25 protein-coding genes are annotated in these 24,982 nt (G+C 63.6%); 15 read left to right on the plus strand and 10 right to left on the minus strand.

All coding sequences use genetic code 11. The annotated features are described in order from the left end of the window. Positions 1–81 precede the first annotated feature (81 nt). Together ACUYMZ_RS17225 and ACUYMZ_RS17230 are read left to right on the plus strand one after the other, a co-directional pair. A complete protein-coding gene (locus tag ACUYMZ_RS17225; RefSeq protein ID WP_442423751.1) occupies positions 82–1,224 on the plus strand; it encodes an LLM class flavin-dependent oxidoreductase in 1,143 nt (380 codons plus the stop codon). A 28-nt stretch (positions 1,225–1,252) separates the two neighbouring features. Then, positions 1,253–1,648 carry a rhodanese-like domain-containing protein gene (locus ACUYMZ_RS17230; RefSeq protein ID WP_426004048.1) on the plus strand — a complete coding sequence of 132 codons (396 nt, stop codon included), beginning with the start codon at positions 1,253–1,255 and terminating at the stop codon, positions 1,646–1,648. Here the strand turns inward: ACUYMZ_RS17230 and ACUYMZ_RS17235 are convergent. From ACUYMZ_RS17235 to ACUYMZ_RS17250, 4 genes are all read right to left on the minus strand, one after another. Then, complete coding sequence (locus ACUYMZ_RS17235; RefSeq protein WP_481604785.1) at positions 1,645–3,186, minus strand: MFS transporter; 1,542 nt, start codon at positions 3,184–3,186, stop codon at positions 1,645–1,647. The genes ACUYMZ_RS17230 and ACUYMZ_RS17235 overlap by 4 nt on opposite strands. A gap of 289 nt (positions 3,187–3,475) precedes the next feature. After that, a complete protein-coding gene (locus tag ACUYMZ_RS17240; protein WP_481604788.1) occupies positions 3,476–4,651 on the minus strand; it encodes an LLM class flavin-dependent oxidoreductase in 1,176 nt (391 codons plus the stop codon). Positions 4,652–4,671: 20 nt separating this feature from the next. Next, positions 4,672–5,334, minus strand: a complete 663-nt coding sequence (locus ACUYMZ_RS17245) for a methionine ABC transporter permease (RefSeq protein WP_387820297.1) — start codon at positions 5,332–5,334, stop codon at positions 4,672–4,674. After that, a complete protein-coding gene (locus ACUYMZ_RS17250) occupies positions 5,331–6,446 on the minus strand; it encodes a methionine ABC transporter ATP-binding protein (RefSeq protein WP_481604791.1) in 1,116 nt (371 codons plus the stop codon). The genes ACUYMZ_RS17245 and ACUYMZ_RS17250 overlap by 4 nt, the downstream gene beginning before the upstream one ends. A 231-nt stretch (positions 6,447–6,677) precedes the next feature. Here ACUYMZ_RS17250 and ACUYMZ_RS17255 point away from each other — a divergent pair, with 231 nt between their 5' ends. The 7 genes from ACUYMZ_RS17255 (at position 6,678) to ACUYMZ_RS17285 (ending at position 12,482) form a co-directional block, all read left to right on the plus strand. Beyond that, positions 6,678–7,562 (plus strand): MetQ/NlpA family ABC transporter substrate-binding protein, encoded by an 885-nt coding sequence (locus tag ACUYMZ_RS17255; protein ID WP_481604793.1) that lies wholly within the window; start codon positions 6,678–6,680, stop codon positions 7,560–7,562. A 71-nt stretch (positions 7,563–7,633) separates the two neighbouring features. Continuing rightward, the gene (locus tag ACUYMZ_RS17260; protein ID WP_481604795.1) at positions 7,634–9,010 is read left to right on the plus strand and encodes an LLM class flavin-dependent oxidoreductase; all 1,377 of its coding nucleotides are present in this window, start codon (positions 7,634–7,636) and stop codon (positions 9,008–9,010) included. Positions 9,011–9,048: 38 nt separating this feature from the next. Then, complete coding sequence (locus ACUYMZ_RS17265) at positions 9,049–9,579, plus strand: GNAT family N-acetyltransferase (RefSeq protein ID WP_481604797.1); 531 nt, start codon at positions 9,049–9,051, stop codon at positions 9,577–9,579. A gap of 99 nt (positions 9,580–9,678) precedes the next feature. Continuing rightward, complete coding sequence (locus tag ACUYMZ_RS17270) at positions 9,679–10,509, plus strand: oxidoreductase (RefSeq protein ID WP_481604799.1); 831 nt, start codon at positions 9,679–9,681, stop codon at positions 10,507–10,509. Positions 10,510–10,689: 180 nt separating this feature from the next. After that, complete coding sequence (locus ACUYMZ_RS17275; RefSeq protein WP_347108458.1) at positions 10,690–10,860, plus strand: hypothetical protein; 171 nt, start codon at positions 10,690–10,692, stop codon at positions 10,858–10,860. 307 nt (positions 10,861–11,167) lie between these two features. Further along, entirely contained in the window at positions 11,168–12,298 is a 1,131-nt protein-coding gene (locus ACUYMZ_RS17280; RefSeq protein WP_481604801.1) for a glycosyltransferase family 2 protein, read from the plus strand. A 7-nt stretch (positions 12,299–12,305) separates the two neighbouring features. Next, positions 12,306–12,482, plus strand: a complete 177-nt coding sequence (locus ACUYMZ_RS17285) for a hypothetical protein (protein WP_426004065.1) — start codon at positions 12,306–12,308, stop codon at positions 12,480–12,482. Positions 12,483–12,577: 95 nt separating this feature from the next. Here ACUYMZ_RS17285 and ACUYMZ_RS17290 read toward each other — a convergent pair whose 3' ends face one another. After that, positions 12,578–13,903 carry a hypothetical protein gene (locus ACUYMZ_RS17290; protein WP_481604803.1) on the minus strand — a complete coding sequence of 442 codons (1,326 nt, stop codon included), beginning with the start codon at positions 13,901–13,903 and terminating at the stop codon, positions 12,578–12,580. Between the two features lie 282 nt (positions 13,904–14,185). Between ACUYMZ_RS17290 and ACUYMZ_RS17295 the strand changes: the two genes are divergently transcribed. From ACUYMZ_RS17295 to ACUYMZ_RS17305, 3 genes are all read left to right on the plus strand, one after another. Then, a complete protein-coding gene (locus ACUYMZ_RS17295; RefSeq protein ID WP_481605921.1) occupies positions 14,186–14,659 on the plus strand; it encodes an NUDIX hydrolase in 474 nt (157 codons plus the stop codon). A 239-nt stretch (positions 14,660–14,898) separates the two neighbouring features. Continuing rightward, entirely contained in the window at positions 14,899–15,429 is a 531-nt protein-coding gene (locus ACUYMZ_RS17300; RefSeq protein ID WP_426004067.1) for a hypothetical protein, read from the plus strand. Then, on the plus strand, positions 15,410–15,694 hold the full coding sequence (locus ACUYMZ_RS17305; RefSeq protein ID WP_426004068.1) for a hypothetical protein: 285 nt from the start codon (positions 15,410–15,412) through the stop codon (positions 15,692–15,694). Before ACUYMZ_RS17300 ends, ACUYMZ_RS17305 begins: the two co-directional genes overlap by 20 nt. Here ACUYMZ_RS17305 and ACUYMZ_RS17310 read toward each other — a convergent pair. The 5 genes from ACUYMZ_RS17310 to ACUYMZ_RS17330 are packed head-to-tail and all read right to left on the minus strand — an operon-like array spanning position 15,674 to position 21,701. Then, on the minus strand, positions 15,674–16,471 hold the full coding sequence (locus ACUYMZ_RS17310; RefSeq protein WP_426004069.1) for an alpha/beta fold hydrolase: 798 nt from the start codon (positions 16,469–16,471) through the stop codon (positions 15,674–15,676). The two genes, ACUYMZ_RS17305 and ACUYMZ_RS17310, sit on opposite strands and share 21 nt — an antisense overlap. 44 nt (positions 16,472–16,515) lie before the next feature. Continuing rightward, entirely contained in the window at positions 16,516–17,316 is an 801-nt protein-coding gene (locus ACUYMZ_RS17315; RefSeq protein WP_426004070.1) for an ATP-binding cassette domain-containing protein, read from the minus strand. After that, entirely contained in the window at positions 17,313–19,088 is a 1,776-nt protein-coding gene (locus ACUYMZ_RS17320; protein ID WP_426004072.1) for a dipeptide/oligopeptide/nickel ABC transporter permease/ATP-binding protein, read from the minus strand. Before ACUYMZ_RS17320 ends, ACUYMZ_RS17315 begins: the two co-directional genes overlap by 4 nt. Continuing rightward, positions 19,081–20,124, minus strand: coding sequence for an ABC transporter permease (locus tag ACUYMZ_RS17325; protein WP_481604807.1), 1,044 nt, complete (start codon positions 20,122–20,124; stop codon positions 19,081–19,083). The genes ACUYMZ_RS17320 and ACUYMZ_RS17325 overlap by 8 nt, the downstream gene beginning before the upstream one ends. A gap of 14 nt (positions 20,125–20,138) precedes the next feature. Next, positions 20,139–21,701 (minus strand): ABC transporter substrate-binding protein, encoded by a 1,563-nt coding sequence (locus ACUYMZ_RS17330; protein ID WP_442423762.1) that lies wholly within the window; start codon positions 21,699–21,701, stop codon positions 20,139–20,141. 336 nt (positions 21,702–22,037) lie between these two features. On the opposite strand from ACUYMZ_RS17330, the gene ACUYMZ_RS17335 reads away from it, so the two are divergent. The 3 genes from ACUYMZ_RS17335 (at position 22,038) to ACUYMZ_RS17345 (ending at position 24,963) form a co-directional block, all read left to right on the plus strand. After that, entirely contained in the window at positions 22,038–22,670 is a 633-nt protein-coding gene (locus tag ACUYMZ_RS17335; RefSeq protein WP_481604809.1) for an RraA family protein, read from the plus strand. Positions 22,671–22,718: 48 nt separating this feature from the next. After that, positions 22,719–24,068, plus strand: a complete 1,350-nt coding sequence (locus ACUYMZ_RS17340; RefSeq protein WP_481604812.1) for an MFS transporter — start codon at positions 22,719–22,721, stop codon at positions 24,066–24,068. Between the two features lie 91 nt (positions 24,069–24,159). After that, positions 24,160–24,963: a LamB/YcsF family protein gene (locus tag ACUYMZ_RS17345; protein ID WP_426004078.1), complete on the plus strand. Its 804-nt coding sequence runs from the start codon at positions 24,160–24,162 to the stop codon at positions 24,961–24,963. Positions 24,964–24,982 lie beyond the last annotated feature (19 nt).

Below are 24,982 nucleotides of genomic sequence, written 5' to 3' on the forward strand. Positions count from 1 at the left end.
CGCGTTGAGCCGCGTTGAGTCCAGTTGAGCCGGGTGACAAGCCGGCTTTGGCCCCGCTGTGCCGCTCCGTAGTGTCATGGCATGCCGAAGCCTCCCGTGATCCCCTTGTCAGTCCTCGACCTCAGCCCGGTCTCCGCCAACCAGAGCTCCGGCGATGCGCTGCGCAGCACTCTCGCCTTGGCTGTCGCCTCCGAGGCAGCGGGCTACTCGCGGTACTGGCTGGCCGAACACCACCTCAACGACGGTGTGGCAGGATCGGCGCCGCATGTGCTGGCAGGACTCGTGGCGTCGGCAACGAAGACCATCCGGGTTGGCACGGCAGCCACGCTCCTGGGCAACTACCGGCCACTGCAGATCGCGGAGAGCATCGGCACCCTGGCAGCGGTGTTCCCTGACCGCCTGGATCTTGGCTTTGGCCGTTCCGGGCCGCCCAAATCCCCGGGCGAACCGGCCCCGGGCCAACCCTCACCTTCTGTAGACCAGGAGCCGGAGGAACGCGTCGTGGAGGGGCTGGTGGTCCCCGCTCCCCGCCCGATCTTTGGCGCCGTCCTTCCCCGGAAGTTCCGGCTGCAAAGTGAACTCCTGGGCCGGTTTCCCGGAGACACGGACAATTTCGAGAACGACGTCCAGGACATCATCGGCTTCTTCACGGGCGACTATCGGACCAGGCACGGCGAGGAAGTCACCGCCACCCCTGCCCTGGGCCAGTCCCCGCAGTTTTGGGTCCACGGCTCCACGGCAGGTCCCAGCGCGAGGCTCGCAGGGAAGTTGGGCCTGCCGTTCGGTGCCAACTACCACGTGGCTCCCGCGACGGTGCTGGACTCCATCGCCGAGTACCGCGCCCACTTCAAACCCTCGGAATCGCTGCAGGAACCGCACGTGATTGTCTCCGCCGATGTCCTGGTTGCGCCCGACGAATACAGTGCCCGCCGCATTGGCCGCGGGTATGCCCAATGGGTCCACGGCATCCGCAGCGGACAGGGCGCCATCCCCTACCCCGCACCGGAGGACGCCGCTGACTTCGCACTGGACCCGGAAGCAGCCGACTTGGTCAAGGACCGCCTGGACACCCGGTTCGTGGGCGACCCGCACCAGGTCAGCGACGGATTACGCACCCTCCAGCGCGCCACCGGGGCCCAGGAACTGCTCATCACCACCATTGCCCACGACCCTGCCGACCGCGAGAACTCCTACCAGCTGCTCGCCGAGGCCTGGGGCCTCTGAACCTGTCCATCACCAAACAAGGAGCACCATGACTGTACAAAGCACGGAAACCCAGGAAGACGCCCAGCTCATCACCGCAGAGGAAGCCGCTGCGCTGATCGAGGACGGCGTCCTGTTGATCGACGTCCGCAGCGAAGGCGGCCGCGCCAGCACAGGCGCAGTCCCCGGCGCCGTCGTAGTAAACCGCGAGCATGTGGAAGAGGACTTCGCGCCGCACTCGCCGCACCGCCTTGCACAGGTCACCGGCACCGATCAGAAGATCGTGGTCTTCTGCGGTTCCGTGAACGGATCCCGGCCTGTCGCGGAGAAGCTCAAGGCGCTGGGCTACGGCAACGCCGTGCATGTCGACGGCGGCTTCCCGGCCCTCCGCGACGCAGGCGTCCCCACCACCGGACCCACCGCGCCTCCGGCTGAATCTGCCTAGGCGTCCGCGGGTTCGGTGACGTCCGAGCGGCGGGTTCCTCCCGCCGTCGGGCCCTCTGCCACCGGTTCCACCGCAGAAGGTGCCAGTGCCGCCGTCGTGACTTCCGTTATGGAAACCACGACGGCGGCACTTGCGTTGCCGGGGCTGCGCGCCTCGCGGAGCCAGTCGAGTCCGCCGGCCACCACCGCGGCGCCCAACAGGATGCAGCACAGGACAATGCCTTGATGGAAGGCTTCCTTGGCTGCTTGGCCGGTGACGGCTCCGTGGGCCTGAAGGAACATGCCTGCAGCCGCAGCTGAACAGAGCGCGGCAGCAAAACGCTGGCTGAGCTGGTAGAAACCGGCGGCCACGCCGGCAGCTCCGGCGGGCGCGTGACCCAGAGTCAGCGTCTGGTTGGGAGCCACCACCAGACCTGTCGCAATCCCTTGGAGGAGCCCGACGGCGGCGACCGCCAGTGCCGCGGTGGCGGCGTCGAAGTGTTGGACGAACAGGTCCTTGGCTGCCAGGGTGGCCAGGCTCGCAAGAAGGGCGACGACGATCCCGGCTCGTTTGTAGCGGGCAAGGTACCGCCAGCTGAAGGTGGATGCCAGGAGCATGCCGGCAGCCTGCGGGGCGAGAATCGCTGCCGCCGCGAGGGGTGCCATTCCCGTGCCGGAAAGGAAATAGAAGGAGGTCACGGCCGCCATGCCCGCGCCGACGCCGAACTGGCATAGGGCAACCACGGTTCCGAGTGCGTATCCTTTGGACGTAGCAAGGGCGGAGCTGAGCAAGGGTGTTTTGCCGCGGCGGTGGTAGAGCACCTCCCAACCCGCGAACGCCAGGAGGGCGGCTGCGCCGACGGCCAGCGAAGTCACCGCCACTATTCCTGCTCCATAGATCGTAGGGATGAGGGACGCCACCACCACACTGCCCAGGAGCAGTGCGCCGAGGATGTCTACGGACGTTTTCCCGGGTTCCTGGCGGGCTGTGGGGCGCGGCAGCAGCGCGAAGGCAAGCGGCACCAGGACCAGGACCAGCGGGACGTTGGCCAGGAACAGGATGCGCCACGCGATGGACGGATCCCCCAGCGAAAGAACCAGTCCGCCGATGAGCGGGCCGCAAACCGCCGCCGAACCACCTGCGGCAGCATAGGCACCGAGCGCCTTGGCGCGCTCGTGCCCGGAGTACACGTCCTGCAGCAACCCGAGGACCTGGGGGTTCAGCGTTCCGGCTCCCAGTCCTTGGAGCAGCCGGGCCACGATGACCCAGGATGGTTCCGTGGCAAGCCCGCCGAGCAGGCTCGATGCTCCGAACACGGAAATTCCGGCAATGAAGAGGGTGCGGCGGCCGACGATATCCCCGAGCCTGCCCGCCGGGACCAACGCCACTCCGAAGGCCAGCGAGTAGGCGGCGAGGATCCATTGGACCGATCCCGAATCGGCATTGAGTGAGCTGGACATGGCCGGGACTGCGAGGACAAACACCGATTGATCCAACAGTGTGATGAATCCGGCGCCCAGGCAAAGCCACAGTGCGGACCGTTTGGCGTTTGTACCCATGCTGGTGACTCTAGGCTCAGGTGGTGGGCGGCCGGACATCATGGGTCACCCGGTTAAGGGGCGTGAATCAGGGTTACTTACGTTGACCTGCTGTGACTCCCGACCGCATCCTCTCTCACAAAACCACCCCTCCCGCCGCATCCTCTCTTAGTGAAGCATTGGCGGGAGCTGGACATGACGGCTTGGAGGTTCGCCTCCTGTCGAAGGAACCGATAGGAACGGTAGATAGGTGAGAGAGGAACCGGCAAAAACCGTCATTAGGTGAGAGAGGAACCGGCAAAAACCGTCATTAGGTGAGAGAGGAACCGGCGGGGGCGGGGGCCAGGCGGGTGCGGGCGGCGGCCTGCGCGGCGCGGAGGGCGTCGGGAGTAAAACCGCGCTCCCTGTGCGCCACCTCCTGCTTCAGCTGCGGGATCACGTGCCGGCCGAACTCGATGGCGTCCGGGACAAAGTCGTAGCCACGCAGGCCGAAGATCTCAAAGCCGAGGTCGTGGTAGTCGAGGATCGCCTGGGTGACGGTGTTGTAGCTGCCGACCAACGCCGTCGCGCTTCCTCCTCCGCCACCAGCCGCTTTGGCGAGGGCCGTCCACAAAGCGCGGTCGTGAAGGTCCCCGCGTTCGGCAGCGGCAAGAAGCCGCTGGGTTCCGGCGGCTTCGGGCTTGGCTGCGTAGTGACGCACCGGATCAATGACCTCGCCCGCGGAGCGCCGGGCCTGGAAGGTGCCCAGGATGGACCGCGCCTTCTCCCACGCCAACTCATCCGTCGCGGCAACGATGGGCCGGAACGCTATTTGCCACCGAAGCGGCGACGTACGGCCCAAAGCTGCGGCCCGCGCAAGGATCTGCTGCTGCTGCGAGGCCGCATCTGCCAACGGTTCTCCGAACAGGGCATAGATGTCGGCCTCCGCGGCGCCCACCGACCACGCGGCCTCGGATGACCCGCCAAAGGAAATACCAGGACGCTTCCCGGCAAATGGGCCCAGCCCGGAGGCAAACCCTTCGAACCGGTAATGCGGTCCGTCCCAGCTGAAGGTATCGCCCGACCAGGCCCGTCGGACAATCTGCAGGTACTCCTGCGTCCGGCCATAGCGGGCATCCTTCGCCAGGAAATCACCTTCCCGTGCCTGGTCCGCCTGGCTTCCGCCCGTGATGAAGTGCACGGTCAGCCGCCCCTGCGCAATGTGGTCGAGGGTCAGGAAGGACCGGGCCGCGAAGGTGGGATGCGAAACGTTGGGCCGGTGTGCCAACCGCAGCTGAATCCGTTCGGTGTTGGCCGCAACCCACGTGGCGTGGACGGCTGGGTCCTGGGTTGCCGAGTTGTAGGCAAACAGCACATGGTCCCAGTTGTTGTCCTCGTGGATCCGCGCAATCTTCACAGCATAGGAAGGGTCGAAGAAGGGCGTGGTGGCCGGCGAGGTCTCCGTGGAGTCGTTGCCGGCACCCATGCCGAGGAATTCGATAGGCATTACAAAATCTCCAAAGAAACTTAGCGGCGAAGGATTCGCTGGGCCAGGAAGTTGCCCAGCAACTGCGCGGCCTGAACCATGACGATGATGATGAGCACCGTGACCAGCGTGACTTCCCAGTTGAACTGCTGGTAGCCGTACATGATGGCGAAGTTGCCCAGCCCGCCGCCGCCGATGTACCCGGCCATCGCGGACATGTCCACGATCGCGATGATCATGAACGTATAGCCTAGGATGAGCGGGGCCAGGGACTCGGGAATCACCACGGCCCACAGGATGTGCAGGCGGCTGTCGCCCATGGCCCGGGCAGCTTCCACCACGCCCGGGTCGGACGCCACCAGGTTCTGCTCTACCACCCGCCCGATCACGACGCCGGCCATCAGCGCCATGGGCAGGATCGCCGCAGTGGTGCCGATGGTTGTGCCCATGATGATCAGCGTCAAAGGCGCAATCGCCGTGATGAAGATGATGAACGGAATGGGCCTGATGATGTTCACCAGGAAATTGAGCACGGAAAACACGGCCTTGTTGGCAAACAGGTTCCCGGGCCGCGTGGCGTAAAGGGTAACCCCGAGAGCGAGCCCGGCCAGCCCGCTGAGCAGCACGGTGATGACCACCATGTAGATGGTCTGCTGGAAGGATTCGCCCAGGACGGGCAGGAGGGTGGTCCAGTCGGTGGTCATGCTTTCTCTCCAACAGTGGCCAGGTTCGGTACGGCAGTTTCGGCGGGCACGGCCTGTTGCTCCACGGCAGCCAGTTGACGTTCGACGGCGGTGACGTCACCCAGTTCGGCGAGCGCCGCGTCAATCGCAGCGTCGCTCCCTGTGAGTTCATAGGTGAGCGTGCCCAGAATGCGGTTCTGGATTTCGGTGACGCCACCGAAGACCACGCTGGAGCCGACGCCGTGGCGCTCAAAAGTGGCAGCGACCAAGGGAGTGGGCGCGGCTTCGGAGATCCCCACGGACACCAACAACCCCGGGTGCGCCGCGGAGAGCCGGCTGACGGTATCCGGCTCGGGAGTGCCGTGGACCGCGGTGGACACAAAGCGCTGGGTGGAGGGGCTCTGGGGGTCTGCGAACACGGAGTAGGTGGGCCCGGACTCCACAACTCGCCCGGATTCCATCATCACCACGGTGTCGCAGATCTCGCGGACCACGTTCATTTCGTGGGTGATGACCACCACGGTGGTGCCGAGTTCCTTGTTGATGCGGCGCAGCAGGCGCAGGACGTCGCGCGTGGTTTCAGGATCCAGGGCGCTCGTGGCTTCGTCCGCCAAAAGGATGTCCGGCGCGTTGGCCAACGCGCGGGCGATACCCACCCGTTGCTGCTGCCCGCCTGAAAGGCGCCGCGGATAGGTGCCTGCCTTGTCGGCGATGCCCACGAATTCGAGTAGTTCCTCCACGCGCGGCCGGATCTTCTCTTTGGGCCACCCGGCGACCTTCAACGGATAAGCAACGTTCCCGAACACGGTGCGGGACTTGAGCAGGTTGAACTGCTGGAAGATCATGCCGATCCCGGACCGGACCCTCCGCAGCTGGCTCTCCGGCAAGGAGGAGATGTCCTGGCCTTTGACGATCACTTGTCCCTCGGTGGGACGTTCCAGGCCGTTGAGCAGCCGGACCAGCGTGGACTTGCCGGCACCGGAGTAACCGACGATGCCAACAACGGTGCCCTTTTCGATGTCCAGGGTGACGGAGTCGACCGCGCGTACCGGCTGAGTGCCGGCTGCGGACTTTCGGCGCCCGGGAACCGGGAACTGCTTACTGACTCCGCGCAGGGAGACGATGGCGCTCACCGGAGCCTCCTTCGGGTGGTGTTGATGCTTTGCGGAAGGCCCATTCCAACAGCGACTCCACTCCCGGATCGAACCCCGTGACCCCCTGTGACCTGCGGTTTCTTTCCTTGACGGCGGGTTTCGCACTGTTGCGAACGCGTTCGTCCCCCACCGCGGAACTTCCCTAGCGTGAGGCGTGGGGGATACCCCGTACCTGTCATTCGCATCAACACCTTTGTACGGAGAAGCATCATGAAGAACCGCCTGTTAGTCGCCGCCGTCGGCCTCGTCGCCGCCTTGTCGTTGTCCGCATGCGGGGGTGCTGCCGGAGGGGCTTCCAACGCCGGGAACACCAAGGTGGTCATCGGCGTGGACGACGGTGCGGAGGAGCACTGGACCATCCTGAAGAAGAAGCTCAAGGACAAGGGCGTCGACTTGGAGGTCAAGAACTTCACCGATGGTGCGCAGATCAACACGGCCACGCAGCAGGGCCAGGTGGATATCAACCTGTTCCAGCACCTCAAGTACTTGTCCCAGTTCAACGTGAACAGCAACGGCTCGTTGGTTCCTGTTGGCGCTACTGCTGTCTACCCGCTGGCGCTTTACTCGGAGAAGTACAAGTCCGTCAGCGAGCTTCCGGCCGACGCAGAGGTTGCCATCCCGAACAACCCCACCAACCAGGCCCGTGCGCTGCTGAACCTGCAGACCGCCGGTCTGCTGCAACTCAAGGATGGTGGCAACTCGCTCTCCACCCCGGCGGAAATCACCTCCAGCAAGATCAAGGTTGTCCCCGTGGACAGCAACCAGACCGTCAACGCCCTCAAGGGCACCACGGAAGCCGCCGTCGTCAATAACACGCAGGCCCAGAAGGGCGGCCTGGGCGACGACAAGATCATCTTCAAGGAGGATCTGGACTCGGAGTCCCTGGCTCCGTACATCAACGGCTTCGTGGTGAAGGCTGACCGCAAGGACGACCCCACGTGGAAGAAGATCGTGGATGCTTACCACACACCTGAAGTCGAGGCCTCGGTGACCAAGCTCAACGACGGCAACCTGAAATTCAAGGCGGATTGGAGCGCTGCCAAGCTGCAGGAAGTCCTGACCGCCGAAGAAGCAGCCATCAAGAAGACCAAGTAGTTGCCTGGGGGCGGTCCGCTGCGCCACACAGCCGGCTGCCCCCGGCCATTCCACACCACCCGGGAACACCAATGAACCAGCACCTGGCACGCGAACGCCGGCAGATCCATTTCTTCGCCTACCTTGTAGGGACGGGCATCCACTTGGCGTCATGGCGCCACGATTCGGCGTTCCCGCAAGCCAGCATCGATTTCGCCCACCAGGTGAAACTGGCCAGGACAGCCGAGGATGCCAGGTTCGATGCCATCTTCCTGGGCGATTCCCTGGCCATTGACGAAACCAGCAATCCGGGCATCCTCAACCGTTTCGACCCCATCGGACTGGTCACGGCCCTGGGAGCGGTGACGGACAGGATCGGCCTGATCGCGACGTCCTCAACGTCCTATGACCAGCCCTACAACTTTGCGAGGGCTGCCCTCACCGCAGACCATATCAGCGGCGGGCGGGTTGGCTGGAACATCGTCACCACCCGCGACCTGACCAACAGCACCGCGGGAAACTTCGGCGCGCAGGAGCACCTCGACCATAGCCTGCGATACCGGCGGGCCGAGGAATTCGTCACAGTGACCCAGGGGCTCTGGAACTCCTGGGACCAGACCGCGTTCGTCTATGACAAGGCACAGGGGACGTTCTTCGACCGCCGCAAGCTTAACCGGCTCAACCATGACGGCGAATTCTTCCAAGTCGCCGGACCGCTGAACATTGCTCCTTCACCGCAGCACTCGCCACTCCTGGCGCAGGCCGGCACATCAGGTCCGGGCCAGCAGCTCGGCGCCCGGTTTGCCAACGCCCTCTTTGCCAGCCACCCGGACATCCCGCAGGCCCGTCGATACCGCGACTCCGTCAGGGCACAGGCAGCGGCATTCGGCCGGAACCCGGACGAACTGTATGTCTACCAGGCCATCTCCCCCGTGGTCGCGGACAGCCAAGAGGAAGCCCTGGAGCGCATCCGCGAACTGGACGGCCTGATCACCGACCAGCAGGTGCTGGACTTCCTGCAGGAGTATTTCGCGGCCCCCGTCCAGGAAGGCACGGTCGACTTCACCCGTCTGGGCGCGGATGCCACGGTGGCCCAGGCCGGTATCCCCCGCATCACCAACCCCCGCTCGGATTTCCGTTCTGCCGGCGAACAAATCCGGGGCCGCGAGGACGAGGTGACCCTCAAGGACCTCTACTCGATCCTCACCGGCGATAAACGGAACAACGACTTCATCGGCACTCCGGAGCACGTTGCGGAGTCCTTGGAAAGATGGCATGCCGCGGGAGCTGCCGACGGCTTCAACCTGATGTTTTCCCTCCTCCCCCAGGACCTTGAACACTTCGCAAAGAGTGTCATTCCGATCCTCCAGGAACGCGGCCTCGCCCGCACCGAATACGCCGGCACCACCCTCAAATCCCACCTCGGCCTGGAACCACTGCCCAGCCGCGTCCCAGCGGAGGTGCGGTGACCGCCGTCGTGCGGACCGCCGTCGTCGAAAGGACCAAGATGACCACCCAAGCAACCGCCGCCACCGGCACCTACCTGATCCGCGAGGCCCGCCACGAAGAATACGACTCCGTGGGGCGGCTGACGTACGAAGGCTTCGGCCACCACCTGCCCGGCGCCCATCAGCCCGACGGCGAGCGCCTGAACCTGCTGCTCGACGCGGCGGCCCGTGCCAACGAAGGCCTGCTGCTGGTTGCCGAGGATGTGCACACCGGCCGTCTGGTGGGTACCGCCAGCCTGCTGCCCTACGGTTCCTCCCTGAGCCGGCAGGCGGAAGAAGGCGAAGCGGAACTTAGGCTCCTCGCAGTCCTGCCCGAAACCCGCCGCACCGGCCTTGGCCAGCGGTTGATGGACGAAGCCGCGAGGCTCGCCACCGCCCAGGGTGCCAAACGCATGGTGCTGGACACCGCCGTCGACAATGAACCGTCGCAGCGCCTGTACCGGCAGCTCGGTTATGCCCGGCGGCCCGAGCGGGAGAAGCCGCGCCCTGCACCGAAGGTGCAGCTGGTGGTCTATACCCTGGACCTCTGATAGGCGTTGGGGAGCACTGCCGGTACCTGTAAAGGCGGTCCCTCCCGTTCCGCCGCCGGGTAGCGTTCAGTTGAAGGGACAAACCATGAAAGGAACATCATGACCACTTGGCTCATCACTGGCTGCTCCACCGGACTTGGCCGCGCGCTGGCGCAGGCTGTCCTCGGCAGGGGCTATAACGCGGTCGTGACCGCCCGCAACACCGGCAGCTTGCAGGACCTGACCGCTGAATTCCCGACGACGGCACTCGCCCTGGCGCTCGACGTCACGGAACCGGCCCAGGTGGAGAATGCGGTGAGGCAGGCCGAAGAACGGTTCGGTGGCGTGGATGTGCTGGTAAACAATGCCGGTTACGGCTACCGCGCCGCCATTGAGGAGGGCGACGACGCCGACATCCGCGCACTGTTCGACACCAACGTGTTTGGTCCCGTTGCCCTGATCAAGGCCGTCCTTCCCGGCATGCGTTCCCGCCGCTCGGGCGCCATTGTGAACATCTCCTCGATCGGGGCCCGCATCTGCCCACCAGGCTCGGGGTATTACTCGGCCACCAAGGCTGCACTGGAAGGCATCTCCGGGTCGTTGCAGAAGGAACTGGCCCCGCTGGGGATCACCGTCACTGCCGTGGAACCCGGTGGTTTCCGGACCGACTTCGCGGGAAGGTCGCTGACCCAGTCGGCCCAAGCCATTGACGATTACGCAGACACTGCCGGCAAACGCCGCAAGGAGAACGACACGGTCCACGGCACCCAGCCAGGTGACCCCCGCAAGGCAGCCCAGGCGATCATCCAGGCCGTCGAAGCCCCGGACACTCCGTCATTCCTGCTCCTGGGAGCGGATGCCGTCAGGGCGTACGAGGCGGTGGACCAAGCTGTGCGGTCTGAAGTTAACCGTTGGCTGGACATCAGCACCGCCACAGGTTACACAGAGTAAAGAGCAGCGTGTAATCGGTCACACTTGCGCCGATTCGCTTGTCATCCGGGGCTGTCAGCATGAACCATGAATGAGGGAATCCGTTCCCATACAAGCTGAATCAGCAACCTCACCGACGAGGATGCGGCCCCGGGCGAAGAGGCTTGGGGCTGTCAAACAGCCTGAGTGAAAGTACTGACAATGACGACACATACTGACTCCATCACGCTGAAAATCTGGGACAAGGCAGCGATCGACCACACGATCGACGCCGCCATCCGGGACCTCACCCCCCGCGCCACCGCAGAAAACTGCGGTATCGCCGTGACGCTCAGCGGACCGAAAACCTTCACCGTCAGCCTGAGCCGCTAAAGCAGCCCAAGCAGACAAAAGCGGACGACGCCGGTACCACCCGGCGTCGTCCTCTTGTTTTAAGTGCCCATCACCGGAGGTCCGGGGCGCCGGATCAGGGTGCGGGTTATCCGATGGGAATCTGGCGTGTCGAACGTTTAAAGGCGCAGCGAGGCACTATTGTTCCGCTTCCAAAAAACATGACGTGGAATGGGAAAAATTGCTGGAAAGCTTGAGGATTTCTTGATCCTTTGCGCGGTCGTTTCTTGTGTTGGCCTTGGAAATCTAAGGGTGTCAGCTCACCGGGACAACCACGGAAAGGACCGCCATGAGCACGCAAACCCTGCAGCCACCAGCAGCGGACACCGCCGTCAAGACCCGCCGCGCCGCCCACCGGGCTGCCGGCGGAGTGGTCACCGTCCTGGTACCCGCACACAACGAATCCGCAGGTATCACCGACACCCTGGTTTCCCTCAACAACCAGACCCGCCGGCCGGACCGCGTGATCGTTGTCGCTGACAACTGCACCGACGATACGGAGATCCTCGCGCTTGCCCAGGGCGCCGAGGTGATCCGGACCGTTGGGAACAAGGACAAGAAGGCAGGCGCGCTGAACTTCGCGCTCAGCGCGCTCCTGCCGGATGCCGATCCCGAAGACCTGATCCTGGTCCAGGACGCCGACTCCCAGCTGGCCCTGGACTTCATCGAGAACGCAACGGCCAACCTGCTCAAGGACGACATGCTCGGGGCAGTGGGCGGCGTGTTCAGTGGCGGTCCCGGCGGCGGATTCGTTGGACACCTCCAACGCAACGAATACGCCCGCTATGCCCGCGACGTGAAGCGCCTCCACGGGAGGTGCCTGGTGGTTACCGGCACCGCGGCCCTGTTCCGGGCGAAGACGCTTCGCGATGTCGTAGCGGCCCGCTTGGAAGGAACCCTGCCTCCCGGCAACGGCAACGGCGGCGTCTATGACACCTCTGTCCTGACCGAAGACAACGAGTTGTCCTTCGCGCTGCTCACTCTTGGCTACCGGATCGCTTCCCCGGCCAACTGCACCCTGGTCACGGAGGTCATGCCCACGTGGCGTGAACTCTGGGCGCAGCGCCTCCGCTGGAAGCGCGGTGCCGTGGAAAACTGCGTGCAGTACGGCTGGACCAGCGTCACCAGGGCCTATTGGGGACGGCAGTTCCTGTCCATGATCGGTGTGCTGGTAACCGTTGCCTACCTCGGCTCGATCATCTACTCCATCACCTCCGGAACGGGCCTGCACCTGCAGCCCTTCTGGGTCGCCGTAACCGGCATCTTCATTGTGGAACGCATCGTTACTGTGCGTTACCGGGGCTGGAGGTACATGCTTCTGGCCGCCACCATGTACGAAACCGTCATTGACGTCTTCCTGCAGGCCGTTCATGCAAAGGCCTACCTGGATGCAGCATTCAATCGAAAGAAAGTTTGGTAAAGCACCCGTGTACAACAACCCAGCAGCACCCGCCGCCGGAGCTTTCGCAGGAGCCACAGGTTCCGGAGCCCTCGCCATGACGGGAGCTGGTGACCTCTTCTGGTTTGCGCTGGCAGCGTTCGCAATGCTTGCCCTCGGTATGGCCGTCAAGCGGATCGTACCCGTCCGGGCGCAGAAAGACTGATCCACGGTCCGGTCACAAAGCCCAACAGGCCCGCGGTTGCGTCAAACCATCCCCCAACGCGACGCACCGCGGGCCTGTTGTTTGTTCTTCAGTTCCTAGGGAACTATCGCAGTGTTGGTCGAGAACTTGGCCAAGGTGGTGTAGCCGGGCTTGGTTCCCGTCACGCGGACACGCAGGGTGTCACCCTGGTCCAAGGCCACTATGGTGTACGTTTTGGCCGTTGCCCCGGTGATCGCCACGCCCGAACGGTACCACTGGTAGCTCAACGTGGTGCCGGAGGTCCAGGTACCCGGGTTGGCAGTCAGGACCGAGCCGACAGCCAAGGTTCCCGAGACCGTAGGTGTGGGTCCTGCCAGAGTGCCGGCCACGACCGTTGCCGTGGGTGCCGATTCCTTGGTGGTTGTGGCGTAGCCGCTCTTGGTTCCCGTGACCTTCACCGTGATCTGTGTGCCTTGGTCAGCTGCTGCCAGGACGTACTTGGAGGCTGTTGCCCCCGCAATAGCGGCGCCGTTCCGGAACCACTGGTACGTCAAGGACGTTCCGCTGGTCCAGGTTCCCGGGTTGGCCGTCAACGTGGAACCGACAGCGGCTGTGCCCGTCACGGTCGGTGTGGGGGCGGTCAGCGGGATTCCCGGAACGAAGGAGAAGTCGCGGATCGTCACCGATTCAGGAGCAACATGGGCTGGATCTCCGCCACCACCGCCGGTAACCCAGAGGTTGAAGTGGATCTGCTCCTTGGCCGGCACGGGCACTGTCGACCCCTGCAGGACCGTTCGTTTGAGCAGCGTTCCCGTTGCATTAACCCCGGCAAATGTTTCGAACGTGATCTTGCCGGGCTCCCACACCATACGGTGGGTCAGGATCGGCGCATTGGTGGTGTCGAAGTTGATGGTGTTGTTCCCCTGCCCCGGAGGTTTGGTGGCGTCGAACCAGTAACCGTGGCCCTGCACCACCGGCCAGTCCTCACCGTAGGCAGCTCCTCCACCCCAGGCGGACGCTTCACAGAGATCGATCTCCGTGTATCCCGGGTAGGCGTTGGGGTCGTAGGTGAACAGGCAGCCCCACACCACTTCCTTCTGGAGTGCACTGACGTCCTTCTCCACCGTGGTGCTGTAGGTTCCGTAGCCGAAGCCCTCACGCGTCGACTGGAACTCTGCCCCTACGGGAGCTGAACCGGTGGGATTGCTGATGGACAGCTTCACGTAGCCGTTGGCGTCCGGACCACTGACGTTATTGGGGTCCCACGTGCCGTTGTACATGGGAGCTCCGCCCCAAAACCGCTTCTGCCAGTTGAACCCTTCCGAGAAAAAACTTCCCACGGGTCCGGGATCTTCAAGCACGGCCGCTTTCTTGGCCGCCTGTGACGGCCCTACCCCTGCAAACATTGAGAGGCCCACCGCCAGGACGACGGCGAGCCCCATGATTCTTCTTCCGTGTGGAAGGTGCCTCCTTGACCACGACATAGCTGTACCTCCATTTGATGCGCCCAGAGACGTCCCCGGCGCACACCGGGGACCGCAACAGGTCCCATCCCCACAGGGAACCTGCAACTCCTTGATTATGAGATAGACAGCAGGCTGTCGGAAGCCAAAACATGCATGTAATTCGCACGTTTCGCCATCAATTGGATAACGATGCCGCAACCGGGAGTAGCCTGTTCCTTGTCAGCCACGTTCATGAGTCACCCGCCACGAGGAGTCACCATCGCCATCCGCAGCGCAGGGATTCTCCTTTACAGACGGGAATCCTCCGGGGATCTTGACCTGTGGATTGCCCACATGGGTGGGCCATTCTGGGCGCGGAAAGACCTGCACGCCTGGTCCATCCCCAAGGGTGAGTATCTGGAGGACGAGGACCCCCTGGCCGCCGCCAAGCGTGAATTCACCGAAGAGATCGGCACACCACCGCCCGACGTGGAGTACCACCCGCTGGGCGTGTTCCGGCAGCCTTCCGGGAAGCTCATCACGGCCTACGCCGCAGAGGCCGGCACATTCCAGCCTGCCCAGGTGGTGAGCAACACGTTCCCCATGGAATGGCCCAAGGGTTCAGGGTCCATCCAGGAGTTCCCGGAAATCGACGACGCGCGCTGGCTCCCGGAAGCCGTTGCCCGCACCAAACTCGTGAAGGGGCAGCTGTCCATTGTTGACGCGTTGGTGGGGTACTTGCGCGCCGGATGACCAGGTTCCGGTGTCGTGGTTCACCGTACTTGTGGATAACGGCATGACGCACGTAAGCAAGCGTAAAGGCAGATGCTAGTGTCACCTTGATGCGCGTGAGCCTTCACCTACGTGTTTAAAAACTACGGAGTTGATGCAAAGGTGACCGACAATGATCTTCGGTCTGAGATAGCCACTGATGTCAGTCACCCACGCCCCGCACGGGTCCACCCGCAAGCAAACAACCCTTAGCCGGCCCCATGGATGAGCAGCAGTTTCAGGAATTACTGAGCAGGGTCATTGAGGCAGTGCAGGACCTCAAACCTCATGAAGCACAGGCTTGGCAGGTCTGGGGAGCCTTCGGTTCATATGCAACACTGGCGGCCGCAGTGGTCGCATTTTTCATCGGCTGGTGGACCATCAAGCAGAAGCGCGAGGCAGACGCGCGCGCCGAGTGGTGGCGCCGCACACAATGGGCCTTGGAAGCGACTGCTTCCGCTAACGATGTACTGAATTCATACGGAGCCGGAATGCTTGACCTGTTGGCCAGGAGCGAACTTGCCGACGTGAAAGATAAGGAACTTCTCGACGCTGTGTGGGAAGTCACGGACACCGGGATGCAAGACGATAACATTGAAGAACTCCTCAAAGAGGCAGCCAACCTTGGAGGCCTCGACAAGGAAGAAGAAGGGGTCGTCCGCAGTTTCTACATCATGGACGGGCACCCTGTAGCAGGAGACAATGGAGCCAAGATCGAGCGGGAGGGGGCAGATGGACCAGCAGAAGTTTAGCGACAAGGCACACAAGGACCAGGTGTTCAGGAAACTGCGACGCGAAATCCTTGCTGCCCGACTCAAGGTGACACTTGACGAGCAGCTGAAGCGCCCGACCTCGCCCACCGTCAAAAAGCTATCCGAGATGAAGCTGCCCGCCATCATCAGGCCTGTTGACGTCCCCGGGGTGGGCGCAACCAAAGCTGGCAGGCCCCGCACCAGCGGAAAGGTCCACTACTCGGCGAAGACGCAATCCAAGCCTTCACGACATCTGGCCAGCTAAGCGCCGCTTCCTCGCAATAAACTCCCGGATCCAGTCGATCGTCTCCGGACGGTCCAGATGCAGGCCGTGGCCCGCGCCGGGAACCCGCACCAGTACCGAGCCCGGAATGTGCTGCCGAAGCAGTATGCCGTTCCGGAGCGGTGTCAGGGGATCGTCCGTACCGTGCAAAATCAGGGTGGGGGCCTTGATGGAGCTGAGTTCACTCCAGGAATCATGCTCGCGGCTGGCCTGGAAGTGCCGGGCCTTGGCCCAGGCCGAGGCACGGGACGTGAAGAATGTGTGGACGGCATCCGGATTGCGGCGCGCCCACTCCTCCTCAAAGAACAGCGGGATCAAGCGCTCCAAGTCTCCGCTGACCAGCGCTTCGAGCGCAGCCGCGTCAGCGTGCGTCCCGGGGTCGTCGCAGCGTCCACCGCTTGTCGCGGCCAGAACCAGGGTGCGGACCTTTTCCGGAAAATCGACCGCCAACCACTGTCCAATCCGCCCGCCCATGGAATGCCCGTACACGTGAGCCGAGGAAACACCGGCGGCATCCAGGACAGCAACAGCGTCTGCGGCCAGTAGACGCGTCGTGTAGCGATTGGCCTGGCCCCGGCCACTGCTGCCGATCCCCCGATGATCGAAGCGGATGACGCGGTAAAAGCGGGCCAGCAGTTCCGCCGTCGGGCCCCAACCGTCCATGGCCGTGGCCTGCCCGGCGATGAGCAGCAGCGGTTCGCCGGCTCCCTGGGCAACCCAGGCCAGTTCGGTGCCGTCCGGGGCCACAGCAAAGTTCACCGTGCCACTGTACCTGCGCCGCAGCCCCGTCCTGCAAAGAGGCGTCACACCGGCACTGCCCTCCGAGGTCCGATGTCGAAGCCGGGACCACCTGGGACGGAGTCAATCAGGCGACGGGTGTAGGGGTGTTGTGGGTTGCCGTAGACGGCGTCGACGTCTCCGGATTCAACAACCTCACCATGGAACAGCACCAGGATGTTATCGCTGACGTGGTGCACAACGTCGAGGTCGTGGGAAATGAAGGCCATGGTCAAGTCCAGTTCCTTGCGCAGCCTGCCAATCAGGTTAAGGATCTCCGCTTGGACAGAGAGATCCAAGGCGGAGGTGATCTCGTCGGCGATGATGAGCTTCGGCTCGACGGCCAGGGCACGCGCGATGGCGATGCGTTGCCGCTGCCCCCCGGAGAATTCGTGCGGGTAGCGCTCGGCAACGTCCGGGTCCAGGCGGATGGTCGAAAGCCAGTAGGAGATCTTCTCCCGGTGTTCCCTGGGGTTGGCCCGCGAGGGATCGATGGCCTCAGCGAGCGTCTGGCCGATCGTGCGCCGCGGATTCAATGAAGAATACGGGTCCTGCGGAACCATCTGGACGAGACGTCGCATGCGGCGGCGCTCGGCTCCGGACATCTTCATGACATCCCGGCCTTCAAACGAAATCACACCGCTGCTGGGCTTGACCAGGCCGACGATGGCTTTGGCCATGGTGGATTTCCCCGACCCGGACTCCCCCACGATCCCCAAGGTCTTCCCGGCCTGGATGCTCGCATTGACGCCCTTCAGGACGGTGGCTGCGGATCGACCGGAGCCAAACGTCACACGGACATCGTTCACTTCAAGAACGGCAGTCACTTCGCGGTCTCCTCGGTCTTGGTCGTACCGCGGTCGGCGGCCGAATCGTCGTCAAAAACTTCATCCATGGAAAAGTCCGAAGCCTGCACCGTGACCAGCTCAGCCCGCCGCTCAGCAATGGACGGTGTCGCTGCCAGGAGTGCCTTGGTGTACGGGTGCTTGACCTTCCCGGCAGCCAGTTCCTCACCCGTAAGGCGTTCGAGGATCTTGCCGCCGTTCATGACGATGACCTTGTCGCACAGCGCCTGGACCACACCAATGTCATGCGAGATGAACAGCATGGCGGTGCCCATCTCGCGGTTGATGGTGCGGAACTGCCGGAGCACGTCGGCCTGGACAGTGACATCCAAGGCGGTGGTTGGTTCGTCCGCGATGATCAGGCGCGGATCCGTGACCAAGGTGGAGGCGATCATTGCCCTCTGGAGCATGCCACCGGACAGCTCGTGCGGGTGCTGTTTCATGCGCTTCTCCGGCTGGGTGATCCGGATATCGGCAAGGGCCTTGACCATGCGGCCGAACGCGGTCTTGCCGGATTGACCCAGGTGGACCCGGCTGACTTCCGTCAGCTGCGAGCCGATGCGCAGGGCCGGATTGAAGCTGGTCCCGGGGTCCTGGTAGACGAGGCCGATCGAGGTTGCCAGTTCGCGCGGGTTGTTCTTCTTGAGCAGGTCCATCTCTCCCAGGCGCATGGTCCTGGCGTTCACTCCGAGTTCTTCGGGCAAGAGACCGGCAATGGACATGGCCGTCAGCGACTTCCCCGACCCGGACTCCCCCACAAGCCCTACCACTTCGCCCGCATGGATGCTGAGCGAGACTCCTTTCACCAAGGGAAGTCCCGACGGCGTGGTGACGGTGAGGTTGTCCACCTCAACGAGCGCTTCGGCGTCTGCACGCAAAGAGGCAGGAACCTCCGATGCCTTCCGGAGGCTGCCGAACTTTCGTCCACCCCGGGGGTCGGTTGCGGCAGCGAGTCCGTCGCCGATGAGCATCGCGGACAGCCCGGTGATGGTGATCATGATGGACGGCATCACGGCCTGCAGGGGTTGCGAGTAGATGTTGACCAGGGCCTCGTTGAGGAGCCGGCCGAAGTCATACTCGGGGTTCTGCACGCCAAGGCCGATGAAGGACAGGCTGGAGAGGTCGATCAGGGTGGTGGCAAACACCGTGGCCGTGAGGACCAGGAGAGGTTCGGCCATGTTCGGCAGCAGGTGCCGGGTGATGATGTGCGGGCCGGGAACGCCCAGAAGCCGGGCCGTGGAAACGTAGTTCCGCTGCGAGATCGACGCAGCCATGTTCGCCGTCAACCTCGCAAAGGCAGGAATGCTTGCGATGGAAATCGCAAGCACGGCAGACCACGTGCCCTGGCCCAGGATCGCCGCGATCAGCAGCGAGAAGATGAGGCTTGGGTACGCCACTGCGGCTTCGATGACCCGCAGCACTGCCGTACGGATGCGTCGCGGTGCCAACCATACGGCAGTACCAACGGCAATACCGGCGACGACGGCGATCACCGTGGTTGCCGCGGTCATCAGCAACGTCAGTCGAGCAGCAACCAGGGAACGTGCAAGGACGTCCCGGCCGAAGTCGTCTGTGCCGAGCCAGTGCTCAGGGCTGGGTCCTTGAGAGGCGTTTGGAGTGAGCTTCTCCGCAGCGTCGGTGAGGAACATCGGCGCGATGAGTGCGGTGAGGACCATGATAGACATCAAAACGATGCCGACGATCAGGCCGGTGGTCCAACGGAACCGGCGGCGGGGACGGGCTGTCTCAGCCATTGGATTTTCCTCCGAGCGTACGGGGGTCGATGAGGCCGAGGATGACATCGACCAGCAGGTTGAGCACGATGGCCAGGAAGCCAAGAACCAGGATGATGCCTTGGATCACCGGGTAGTCCTTGTTCACGATGGCAGTGACGATCTCGCGGCCCAGGCCCGGCCAGTTGAAGACGTTTTCCACGATGATCGCGCCGCCCAGCATGCCGGCCAGGATGAGTCCGGCCAGGGTGAGTGCGGTGGTCAGCAGGTTGGGCAGGGCGTGGCGGGCATAGAGGCGCAATGCCGGCAGGCGCCAACCGCGGCCGGTGCGCAAGTAGTCCTGTTCCAGCACGGTGGAAGTCTCCCGACGGACCACGCGGGCGATCGAGCAGATGGGCGCGATGGAGAGACCGATCACCGGCAGGATCAGCGAGCTCAGTGATGCCGCTCCGGCTGCGGGGAGGACCTTGAGCATGATGGCGAAGACCACCACCAGCATGGTGGAGACGACGTACTGCGGGACGGCCTGGAAGAAACCGGTCAGCATCCCGAAGGACACGTCCAGCCACTTCTTCCGGCCACCCCGGGTCAGGATGCCCACGATCATGCCGGCCGGCACGGAGACCAGCAGCACCAGAATGATGCCCAAGAGTGCGATCTCCGCGGTGAAGGGCAGCTTGGTGGCGATGATCTGTGACACCGACGTGCTGTAAGCGAACGATTCACCGAGATCGCCGGTGAAGAGGCCGCCGACGTAGTTGATGAACTGGATGTAGAGGGGATCGTTGAGGCCAAGGCTGTTGCGGATGGCTTCGATCTGTTCGGTGGTGGCGTCCGCTCCTGCCACTGCCACTGCCGGGTCGCCCGGGATGAGCGGAACCATGAAGAAGGTCACGACGACGAGCAGGGCGACGGAGAGAAGGACACCGCCGGCGCGGCGAAGGGCATAATCGGCCCAGGGTGAGAGGCTCAGGGCCCGGCCCCGGGGGCCTGTGGCCCCCGGGGTTTGGCTCTCGAGGATCTGTACTTCCTTGGAGAGCATGGTTGGTTCAGTCATCGTGGAGCCTTTGCCTACTTGGTGATGCGCATGGTGGCGTAGTCGACGATCCCGGACGGAGCCTGGATGGAGAATCCGGAACGCTGGGCGACGATCTGCGGTTCACCGACGAACGGAACAATGTCGTTGTCGCTGAGGATGCTCTTCTGGGCCTTGGTGTAGGCGTCGCAACGGGCTGATTCATCAGTGGCGGACTGGGCGGTGGCGATCTCTGCGAGGATGTCGGCGTTTTCGCCGCCACCGATGTTGCGGCCACCCTTTTCCGTGGGAACACCGGCAATACGGGTCAATGAGGCTGCCACGGTGCCAACGAAGTTGGCGTCGCCCTGTACGGTCAGGTCCCACGTCTCGGGCTTGGTCTGGGTCATGGTGGCCCAGGTGCCGTTGTCTACCAGCTGCAGTTCCACCGTTGCCCCGGCAGCGCGGAGGGCTTCCTGGACATAGGTGCTGCCTGCGCCGTTCGGACCGATGCTGGTGGTTCCCACCATCTTGAAGGTCTTCCCCGAAAGTACTGCCTTGGCCGCGGCAGCGTCTTCCTTGGTGAGGCTGGAGTTATCCGGGAGGACGCATGGCACGGTCGGCGCCACGATCGAGTTGTAGGTGATGCCCTTGCCTGCGTAGGCAGCTGAGTTGAACGCCTGCTGGTTCATCAGCTGGGCAACTGCCTTGCGGAGTGCGGGGTCGGTGAAGGGGCTGCCTTCACGCTGGTTGAACAAGAGGAAGATACCGGCAAAGGGCACAGATGTGACGGTGTAGTCCTTGTTGCCTTCGAAACGCTGAACATCGGCCGGGGCGATGTCCGAGACGTCCATTTCGCCGGTGAGGAGTTGATTGGCCACGGTGGTCTTGTTGACTCCGGGGAAGAAACGGACGGTCTTGGCCGGTACACCTTCCAAGGCCTTGGAGTACTGCGGCCACGCCTTGTAGTCCTCGCGAAGCGTCATGTCGTAGCTGACGCCGTGGCTTGCCTTGGTCAGGGTGTAAGGACCGGAAAAGGCACCCTTGACGGCGCCCTTCGCGAGGCCCTCCAGGTCGGCAAGACCGGCTGGGCAGATGATGCCGGTCTGGGCGAGGGTCAGGCCGCCGATGAGCTCGGACCATGGCTGGGCGAGTTTGATGTCCACCGTGCCTGCTGCGTCGTCGCCGGTAATGGTGGGCTGTCCCGGGCCAAAGACCAGCTTGCCGAAGTTGTTCTTGGTGGCAGGGTCCGCGAAGTAGCTGAGGGACTTGGCCACGATGGTGGGAGTGATGGGGGTGCCGTCCGCACACGTCGCGTCTTTACGGATGGTCAGCGTGGCATCGGTGGCAGTGGACTTCCACTCGCTGGCGAGCCCGCCAATGAACTTACCGTCGGCATCCCGTCGGACCACGGTGTCAAACAGGAAACGGGCAACCTCGTAGTCGTCCTTGGCGTTGGCCTTGGCAGCATTGAAAGTAGTGGGATCTGCGTTGAGGGCGGTCCGGATGGTGTCCGTGGACATGGCACCGCCCGTGCTTGCACCCGCCGATCCCTGGCCTCCGGTGGTGCAACCGGTCAAGAGGAACGCGGCGGCAGTTACTGCGGCCGCAGTGGCCATGAACGTGGAACGTCCTTGCATAAGGGGTGAACCTCCTGGTCGCCTTCGGGAGACCATGGCGGGGCGGATGCGAACGAACCCAGCCGGCTGCTTCCCAAAGGATTTGAAGTGCGATAACTTTCGCGAATGAGAAGAGATTCACACATTGACCGGGTGAAGTCAACGGTTTCTTGTGAGTTCCCCCACAGGAGACGTGCGCCACGCCGAGGTTTTACAGGCCGGAAACATCGAGGGCTTGACGGACTCGGAAAAAAACGCGAAACTTTTCTCATATGTGATTGGCGTCTCAGCATCGCCGTCTCATCCGACTCCCGGACCAACCCAAAGGTGGAACACATGGCAACGACTCTTGAGCTCACAGTCCGCAAGGCACAGTGGACCCGTCCGCCGCGGGATCTGGTCCGCGCCTTCGAAGCCTTCCCCGTGGCCAACATCGGCGACGCCATGGAACGCCTCGGCCTGGTCGATGGCAACATCAATCCTGTGTGGGCCGGTGCCAAGTGCGTCGGATCAGCCCTCACCGTCCTGGGTGCAGCAGGCGACAACGCAGCCGTCATCGAGTCCCTCAACTACATCGAGCCCGGCGATGTTGTGGTGATCAACGGCTTCGGCCACGAGCACCGCGCACTCGTCGGCGAGCAGCTCTCCCAGCGCTTCGAGGCCGCCGGTGCAACCGGGGCGATCATCGACGGCTACATCCGTGACCGCGCCACCATCACCGAGATCAAGTTCCCGGTCTTCGCACGTGGCACCACCCCCGCCGGCCCGTTCAAGAACGGTCCGGGCGTCATCGGCGAGCCGGTAGCCATCGGCGGCATTGTGTGCTCCTCCGGTGACATCGTCGCCGCAGACGATGACGGCGTCGTCATCATCCCCCAGGCCCGCGCCGCGGAAATCCTGGAGCTGGTCAAGGCTGTCGCGGTCCACGAGGCCGAAATGACCGCCGAGATTACCCGCGAATACAGCTAACCCCTTCTCCCCTCCCCAACAGCGGGACCTAAACTGAGAGAACCACCAATGTCTACTTCATCGACGGAATCAGTGGATCTGAACACCGCACAGGTAAAGGTCGTCACAGCTGACGGCAAGATGGTGCGCAAGGCTACTATTGCCGGCACCATGGGCTCCTTCGTGGAGTGGTACGACTATGGCATCTACGGGCTCCTGACCACGTACCTTGCCATTAACATCATGGGTTCCAAGGACGTCGGGTCCCTGCTGCTGACCAACGTAGGCTTCCTTGTCAGCTTCCTGGCCCGCCCGTTCGGCAGTGTCATCTGCGGCTACCTGGGCGACAAGCTGGGCCGCAAGAACCTGCTCTCCATGCTCCTGCTCCTCATCTCCGGCGCCACAGCATGCATCGGCCTCATCCCGAGTTCCTCCGTGATTGGCTGGGCCGCTCCGGCCCTGCTCATCCTGCTCCGCATCCTGCAGGGCTTCTCCGCCGGCGGCGAGGTTGCCGGTGCCATGGCGTTCGTAGGCGAGTACGCACACAACAAGCACCGCAACTGGTCCATGAGCTTCATCGCCGTGGGTTCCTTCTGCGCACTGCTCTTCGGCAGCGCCTTCTCCGCGGTCCTGATCACCACGCTGGGCGACGCCACCATGGAATCATGGGCATGGCGCATTCCGTTCCTGTTCGCCGTGCCGCTGGGCTACGTGGGCTACTACATCCGTTCCAAGATGGAAGACACCCCGCACTTCGAGGCCCTGCGTGAACGGAACGAGGTGGAGCGTAACCCGCTGCGCGCAGTCTTCACGTCCAAACGCCACCTGAAGGCGATCGCACTGACCATCTTCCTCCCGGCAGTAAATGGCCCCGGCTACTACCTGCTCTTCGCCTACATGCCCACGTACCTGAAGACACAGCTCGGCTCCGGCAACAACTTCAGCATGCTGCAGGCATTGACCGTGACTGCCTTCAGCCTGGTAGCAATCATTGTCGCCATCCCGCTCATGGCGCGCCTCTCCGACCGCATCGGCCGCAAGCCGGTCCTGGCCCTCTCCGCGGTCCTCATGGCCGTGGTGTCCTACCCGATGTTCGCCATGATCACCACGGGCAACATGCTCATGGCCTGCATCGCCACCGTGGTCATGGCTATCGCCTTCTCCGGCCATGCAGCCGTGGTCCACACGGTGCTGACCGAGATGTTCCCCACCACCGTCCGCTACAGCGCCTACAGCATCGGCTTCAGCCTGAGCACCATCATCTTTGGCGGCAGCGCGCCGCTGGTCATGACGGAAATCATCAAGGCCACCGGCAACAGCATGGTCCCGGCCTACGCCTCGATCGGCACCGCCATCATCACCCTGGTTTCGGTCTACTTCCTGAAGGAAACCAAGGGCCAGCCCCTGGCCACGCACTAGCAAGATAAGTACGACGGCGGCCTGCCGCCATTGCCGCCAGGCCGCCGTCGTTGGACCATAAAGCACCACAACAAGACCATTGGGAGTCACCTTGGGCATCAACTCAGTCGCCGTTGTCGCAGACCTCGGCGAAAGCTACGGAAACTACACCATCGGCGACGACGACGCCCTGCTGGGCCTGGTCACTGCCTCCAACATCGCCTGCGGCTTCCACGCCGGGGACCCACGCGTCATGGACACCACGGTCAAGGCCTGCGTTGAACGCGGCATCGAACTCGGCGCACACCCCGGTTACCCCGATCTGGTGGGATTCGGCCGCCGCCTGATCGAGGCCAGCGAAGAAGAAATCCGAACGGACGTGCTCTACCAGATCGGCGCCCTGGACGCTTTTGCCCGCATCCACGGTGGCAAGATCAGCCACGTGGCACCGCACGGCCGCATGGGAAGCATCGCCCAGACCGACGCAAAGCACGCCCGGGCCATCACCGACGCCATCAAGGCCTACGACCCGTCCTACATTGTGATTTGCCAGAACGGTTTGCTGGCCGAAGAGTCCCGCAAGCGCGGCCTCGAGGTTGGCTACGTGTTCCTGGCAGACCGCGGCTACGGCGAAGACGGCATGCCCGTTTCCCGCAACACTGAGGGCGCCCTGCTGCACGACCCCGAGGAAATCGGGCGCCGCGTGGTCCAGGTCGTCACCGAAGGAACCGTCCGCGCCGTCACCGGCAAGGTTGTCCCGCTCGGCCACGATGCCGACGTCGTTCTCCTCCACGGCGACCACCCGCAGGTCCTGGAGAACGGCACCGCCCTCCGCGCCGCGCTGGACAAGGCCGGAGTCAAGGCCACAGGGCTGCAGGAAGTGCTGGCCGAGAAGGCCAAGCTCGCCACCGTCTGACCCACCCCACCAACAAGCC

It is taken from the genome of Arthrobacter sp. T572, assembly GCF_056780115.1.